The 6,264-nt window shown below is 50.4% G+C and carries 5 protein-coding genes and 1 pseudogene; 3 read left to right on the plus strand and 3 right to left on the minus strand.

Features of this window, described 5'->3' with window-relative positions; all coding sequences use genetic code 11:
* Positions 1-104 precede the first annotated feature (104 nt).
* The 3 genes from AAA069_RS06595 to AAA069_RS06605 form a co-directional block, all read right to left on the minus strand.
* Entirely contained in the window at positions 105-839 is a 735-nt protein-coding gene (locus tag AAA069_RS06595; RefSeq protein WP_349127887.1) for a DUF3307 domain-containing protein, read from the minus strand.
* Positions 833-1,657 (minus strand): SatD family protein, encoded by an 825-nt coding sequence (locus tag AAA069_RS06600; protein ID WP_349127888.1) that lies wholly within the window; start codon positions 1,655-1,657, stop codon positions 833-835. Before AAA069_RS06600 ends, AAA069_RS06595 begins: the two co-directional genes overlap by 7 nt.
* Before the next feature lie 487 nt (positions 1,658-2,144).
* Positions 2,145-2,336 (minus strand): type II toxin-antitoxin system RelB/DinJ family antitoxin, encoded by a 192-nt coding sequence (locus AAA069_RS06605; RefSeq protein WP_195568782.1) that lies wholly within the window; start codon positions 2,334-2,336, stop codon positions 2,145-2,147.
* A gap of 824 nt (positions 2,337-3,160) precedes the next feature.
* Between AAA069_RS06605 and AAA069_RS06610 the strand changes: the two genes are divergently transcribed.
* The 3 genes and pseudogenes from AAA069_RS06610 to AAA069_RS06620 form a co-directional block, all read left to right on the plus strand.
* The gene (locus AAA069_RS06610) at positions 3,161-4,129 is read left to right on the plus strand and encodes a DUF2971 domain-containing protein (RefSeq protein ID WP_349127889.1); all 969 of its coding nucleotides are present in this window, start codon (positions 3,161-3,163) and stop codon (positions 4,127-4,129) included.
* Between the two features lie 397 nt (positions 4,130-4,526).
* A complete protein-coding gene (locus AAA069_RS06615; protein WP_349127890.1) occupies positions 4,527-5,213 on the plus strand; it encodes a hypothetical protein in 687 nt (228 codons plus the stop codon).
* A 566-nt stretch (positions 5,214-5,779) separates the two neighbouring features.
* Positions 5,780-6,264, plus strand: a pseudogene (locus tag AAA069_RS06620) (hypothetical protein); the annotation flags it as partial.

Consider the following 6,264-nt stretch of genomic DNA (forward strand, 5'->3'; position numbering starts at 1 on the left):
TCCCGGGCGGCACATACGAGAGCACGCGGGACGCCCTGGAGGTCGCCCCGCAGCCCTTCTGGGATTATTGGGAGGGGCGACGACTCGTCCGTGTGAATCTTGGTCTAACAGAGACTAAACAAATAGCTGAATAAAAGCGCTGAGCCCATTGCAAAAACAACGCTGGCTAGTGTTCCCAGAAGATATACTTCAGCAAATCCCTGGTTGTTCTCAATCTCCTTGAACCGAGCGATACTCTTTGCTGTAAAAACAAATGCGATCGCCGAATATTGAGCTAGTAACGATAAAGCGACCGCTATCAGTCTCTCAAAAATTCCAATCCACTTTCCTGAATGAACGGTATCGCCTTTTTCATCGCTATTTTGTCCTCTTGCAGATTCAAGCATTTTCGAAACGGCTATCCCCGCAGGACGGCAGACCGCAACAAAGCTTCCCGTCCAAGCAAGTTCGACTGAATGAACTTGGATTAATTCCACTGTGAAGCCTCTCGTCCTTGCGCAAAATAATAGGAAGAAATCGAGCGCAGTCAAAATTAGAACGTGAGCTATCTGGTCAATAGCAAAACGAGCAATTGGCGATCGTCCGCCTTTACACAAATAGAGCCTCGCTGGACCATCCATAAAATAATGCGAGGCTATCAGCACCCCAAAGATAATTAAGTTCTGCAAACATCCAATTTCGTAAATCGCGTTAACAACCAAGCTAATTCCGACACAGTAAATCACGCAGTGCAGAACCAGTACTTTATTATCGGTCTCTTTTTGAACAGCCATCCCTGTGGACTGTAGATAGAAATCAAAGATGCAATGAGCGATGAGCACAATTCCTAGAGTCAGCATTTTTCTGCACCCTCCCTGCTCAAAACGTATACAGCAAGTGCAGCTTGCTCTCTCTCCAGTTGGATGCTCGCATTCCGCATGCTTTTTTCGATTCCCTGGCGTGACGCGCCCGTCGCAATCTCAAGCAGCCCAGGAATCCCCATAAGGCTCTTTTCAAGCTCCACCTGCACCGCGTCGAAAGGCTTTTCCATGCCGGTTATTCTTGGTTCGATATCATTTTGAAAATCGAGTCCCGTATTCGCCAGCCGTTGAGCTATTGCCTCTTTGTAGCGATTGGTTTGTCCTGGTTTTCTCGCCCACAAATCAAATATTAAAGGACAAGTCAACTCAACGATTTCACACGTTCTCTTCTGAGGCTTGTTTCGTCTCTCGATTATCCCAATGCTGCTAGCTGTTGCAGCTTCATATAAATTTGAGCACCCTTTTTCGTCAAATATTTTGAGCGATTTAAATCTATCCTTCTCTGCGGCGTCGATCGCAGCCCGAGCCCGATGATAGGCCGTTCCATCTTGCTCAGTTGAAAGAGAGGATTCCGTTCGAGTCGTCCAGGAGCCAATCCCTATCCCCCCGCGCAACTCAACCGTTTGCACGAGAATCCGTAAATAGCGATAGGCAAGAAATGCGCTAGGGAGGTCTCGAAACATACCCTGAATCTCATCCCCCGCGCTAAACATGAGCGGCTTTTCCAACGAGTCGTAGAACAAAGCGTTCGCACAATTCAACGCTCCAAGAAGGTCATCTTGAGCGCTCTGCCTCTGAGCCTCGTTTAGCTTTCTCGATTGCTTTATGTCCAGCATCAGCACTGAATAATCCGTCATCTGTCGCTCCTCAATTGCTACTTTTTACGCATTATAACAACTGTTTTCGTTGCTAGACACCAAAAGCAACCCTTTTAGTTGCATGAGACATAATGCAACTGTTTTCGTTGCCATATACCAAACGCAACCCTTTTAGTTGCAAGAGACAAAATGCAACGGTTTTCGTTGTCTGATGCCAAACGCAACTCTTATTAAGTAGTTGTTAGCTTTCTCACATACATTCATTTACAACAGGCATCTACGAATTCAGCCGTCTCATATATTCCTTATAAGGCATGAGAAAATGAACCCGATACATCGTATTCAGCGCTAAAAGAGACGAAATGGACATTGACGCAATATCTAAAAAACTAAGGCTCTGTTAGACCAGTATCGACATTCAGCCCAATCGTATTTTGAAAATGCAAAGTTATCGCCCCCTTGCAGGGTTTGAATCCGGCAGGGGGGGGCGATGTGCTCAAGATCGGTCGGGTTAATCGTGAAGGGTCTACCGTTTCAAGTCGATTGCCGGCGCCTTTACCTTCATCTCGAACAGCATCCCGCCTTCCCGGACGAGCGCCCTGAGGAACGCGTTGACGGCGGTGGACATGGACAGGCCGAGCTCGTCAAGGATGACGGTGGCCTCCCTCTTGACCTCCGGGTCGACCCGGATCGTCGTGGCCGGTATGTTCGACGGCATGGCTGCATCCCTCCTCGTATATCGCGGTGCGACCATTCTACCGTCTCTACGCTGCCGATGCGGCATCGCGAACAACCCCTTCGCGCGGCTGCCCTTGCCCTTGAACGACTCGGGGAAGTGGATCTCATCGAGCTCGCCGCCGCAGCCCCGCCTGACCCTGAATGGGGGCAGTGGGCCGAGAGGCACTCGATCAGCCTATGGCGCATGGTGTAGGCGGTCTTGAGGCAGACGCGGCTGCGCTCGACCTCGTAGGCAGAGCCGGCCGCGTCGTCGAACGCCGCCGTGCGGATTACGCCCCTGACGGACTCAATCGCGCGGCGGCGCTCGGTCCCGCTCAGCTTCGCCATGTCCCGTTTGAAGGCGATTGCCAGGTCCTCGGCGTTCATGCTGCCCCGCGGTCTACGAGGCTAACGATATGGCGCCGTGAGGACAGATGTGTGTCAATCCTGGTCTAACAGAGCTTTTTTAATTGACGCGCTCATATAAATCTTTTCTGCATACTCGACTGCTTCTGCAGCCTCTGCGGCGCTCCGTCATTGGTAAAACGACCTGACAGGGAGGGAATTTGATGGCATAGCTGGCGTCTTCATCGGAGGATAAGATTGCTTGATAGCTATATGTTTTCATCTCTAGTCATCTCAGGCTATTATAAATATATCCGTTGGCAGCTTTTACGATTTCCGGTACGTTCCAATCGGAATCATTTTTTGGTAGTTGATAGACATGACTTCTGCTTCGTATGTGCATTCAGTATCTTTGCACTGGATAAAATCAACTGCATCTAATTTAGCTAGATCGGGAAGCGATATTGCATGGTGCTAAGCTTGACACAGAAAGAAACATATCGGGAGACGCTGGCTAATCTCGTTGTCAAGCAAAACGATGGCGCCTCCATTGTTTCCGCAAAGAAGGAGCTGGAAGCGCTATCGACTTCTCTCGTCCCGCGAATGCTTTACCGCTATCGACCTCCAAGTGAATACGCTTTTGCCGATCTAGAAAACGCGACTGTTACATTTTCTCATCCAAAGGTTTTCAGCGATCAGTGCGACTCGGTACCGATTTATAACTGGAATGGTATAGATGAAATCGAAAGTAATCTCAATGATGATGAACAAGCGTTAAAGATAATAAATCAAATTGATTTTAGACGACTTGCGTTTGTTTTAGGGGTTCTGGGGGCTCCTTTTAATCCAGCAAAAATAGATGAGTTCGAGATACTATCCGATGAGGGAAAAGTTAGTCTTTTTCGCTCGGCTGTTAAAAATTTGCGCTTATTTGTTGGAGGATTTGTTGCCCCAGTTCATCAGAATAGCTGCCGAAATTGTTGTCGTATTTTGTGCCTAACGGACAATCCTAGCGATTCGAATATGTGGAATGTATATTCCGAAAGCCAAGCGGGTTTCGTTCTTGCTTACGACAGAGAAGCTATTCGCAATTGCAACATAGCTAACGGAATGCGCACTGAATTATTACCAATTTTATATGATGACGAACCATTTAATTGCGACCCTCAAATTGCTTGGACTGCTGCTAGGATGCTTGGTCTTAATGTGAGCAGTGATGACATGCTTAGTGATCTACGGGCAATTTACAGAAAGGGCAGTGTGTTTGAGCGGGAGAACGAATATCGTGCCCGTCTTGTACCAGAGCCAGATGAGCTTGAGATGAATTATGTACAACGCCCATGCAAGCCGTTGCGAGTTATTCTTGGGAGCAGGATGACTCAAGAGGATAAAGAGCTTTGCATTTGCGCGGCGAATAAACTGGATATTCCTGTAGATGAACAGTGCTAGTTATCCGTTAATAGTGCCGTATAGACATTTGTTTGTCAGCTGAATCGTGTACTAGTAGACTCCTGAGTTGGCGATTGCTATATCTACTGGGGCATTTCGAAAGATAATTTGGGTTGATCCGTGGCTTGGGGCAAACCTATCCTCCGAGAGCGAGTACTTCTCGCTTCGGCGCGAAGCAATCCCAAGATCCGGCATAGTACGCTCAAGAGCCGCGAGTGCGGTGGAAGGTTTAGCCTCGTTATTGGTTTTTGGTGGTGTTATATCTGTTTGAATTTAATTCATAGGGCTGTAGGGCGTCAAAGCTGGCGGCGCTCCCCGATGGATGGATGATTTTCAATAAACCATATCTTCAGTGAAATCTAATGGATATAAATTTTTGGACTTATAGGAGCGGCGTATGGATGAGTTGAGTCGAGCGCATTATGATATGGAATCTATTGTTTCAAATATCGTGACTATTTTGGAAAACTGTAAAAGTATCGGAGATTCATTGGGGCTGCCGATGGATGCAGTAAGCATCGTGTTTGATGAAACGTTGGACGGCATTTCATTCTTCAGGGCCGTCAAAGCGGTGGCTTCAATCCCTGATCAGCTCTTTTTTAATAAGGTTGAACGCTTTCTTGTCGGACTGGATTCCGTCGATGACGAACAGCGTCGTTCGTTCTTTGCTAAGAACGAGAAGAAGTTGATCGAAAATTTTGAAACTACCTTGAATTTGATCAATAAAGTTGAAGACAGACGAAAGGTGGATTATCTAAGTAAGCTGTTCTCGGCCTTCATTGAGGAAAGCATAGGATACAACGAGTATTTGAGGCTTGCTGGTTTGGTTGCAAATACTCCTTCTACTGATTTGCAGGCGCTTTGCTCCTTAGATTTACGTGGTGACATACATCTCAATGATGTCGAGAAAGAATCTCTCGCGCAGAACGGCTGGCTGATATACGCCGGGCAAGAAGTTCTTGAATTTGATTCATTAAGCGAGAATGACCTTCAGAAATCTGATGATCAGCTATATAAGGCCAGCAAATCTGCTGTCAGTTTTGTGAACCTGATGCGCAGCAAGACTGATAAGGGTCCTATTTAGACCTCAATTTCCTTCAGGCCCGTGCGTAGCCTGCTTTAGAGGCTTGAGTTGTAGATAACACTTTTTGAGCCTTGCTCCGTGTGACAGCACGTAAAAGCTGTACTGTGTTTGGGCAGGTAAAAGTCCAAGACGATTAGATATCCGAGAGGATATCGAGCCCGCGCCTGGGGCTTTAATTCCGGCGACAATTAGGTTTCCATGAGGATATCGCGGCTGACAGCCAACAGAAAACCGCCCTATACGCTCCTTCCGCGCGCCGCCTGCTCAAACGATTTGCGTCGAATTGCCTGCTGCTATGGTCTGTCCGTGCGTTTTGCTGGGCGGGCCTTCTTTTACCGCGGACCCGGAGAGCATGTTTGTAGGCAACGTTGAGTGCTGCGAGCCAGGTGTTTCGGGCGTCGACTGAGCGTGGATTGATGTCGGTCATCTGGAACTCAAAGGTTATACGGATGAGGCCATTGGCGCCTAAGGTGATCTTGTGGCTAACAGTTCGGCGCACCATGGCTTGGCTCCCGTCCCCCCAATCTAGTAGACTCTAAACCGTTGCTAGATTAGGGGGATTTTCCATGAGACGCTCCACGAAACGAGTTTCCGGGGCCGCCGCCGCGCTGGCGGTCGCGGCCGCCCTGGCCCTGTGCGGGCCCGCGGCCTACGCCGCCCCCGCCGCCCCGGGCGACGCGCAGGCCCCGGCCGCCGGGGCCCAGCCCGCCGACGGGGGCCCCGGCGCCCAGCCCGCGCAGGCCGACGCCTCCCAGCCCGAGGCCTCGCAGGCCGACGGCGCCCAGGCGGAGCCCGCCCGGTCCGAGGCGGCCGCGCCCGTCTCGCTCTCATACTCGGCCCACGTCTCCAATATCGGCTGGATGGGCGCCGTCGCCGGCGGCGAGGTCGCCGGCACGACCGGCAGGGGGCTCCCCCTCGAGGCGCTGCGCCTCGTCCTGTCCGACGCCTCGACCGGCGAGCCCCTCGGCGCCGACGCCATATCCGTCGAGGCCCACGTCTCCAACGTCGGCTGGCAGGCCGCCGTCGGCAACGGCGGCACCGCCGGCACGAC

Origin of the sequence: Collinsella sp. CLA-SR-H006, from assembly GCF_040097075.1 — a bacterium.
Taxonomy (GTDB): Bacteria; Actinomycetota; Coriobacteriia; order Coriobacteriales; family Coriobacteriaceae; genus Collinsella.

What these genes read in the sequence shown, in the direction of transcription:
- AAA069_RS06605 (WP_195568782.1), bottom strand. Translation starts at nt 2,336, where the DNA reads ATGCCGTCGAACATACCGGCCACGACGATCCGGGTCGACCCGGAGGTC.
- AAA069_RS06615 (WP_349127890.1), top strand. Translation starts at nt 4,527, where the DNA reads ATGGATGAGTTGAGTCGAGCGCATTATGATATGGAATCTATTGTTTCA.
- AAA069_RS06595 (WP_349127887.1), bottom strand. Translation starts at nt 839, where the DNA reads ATGCTGACTCTAGGAATTGTGCTCATCGCTCATTGCATCTTTGATTTC.
- AAA069_RS06600 (WP_349127888.1), bottom strand. Translation starts at nt 1,657, where the DNA reads ATGACGGATTATTCAGTGCTGATGCTGGACATAAAGCAATCGAGAAAG.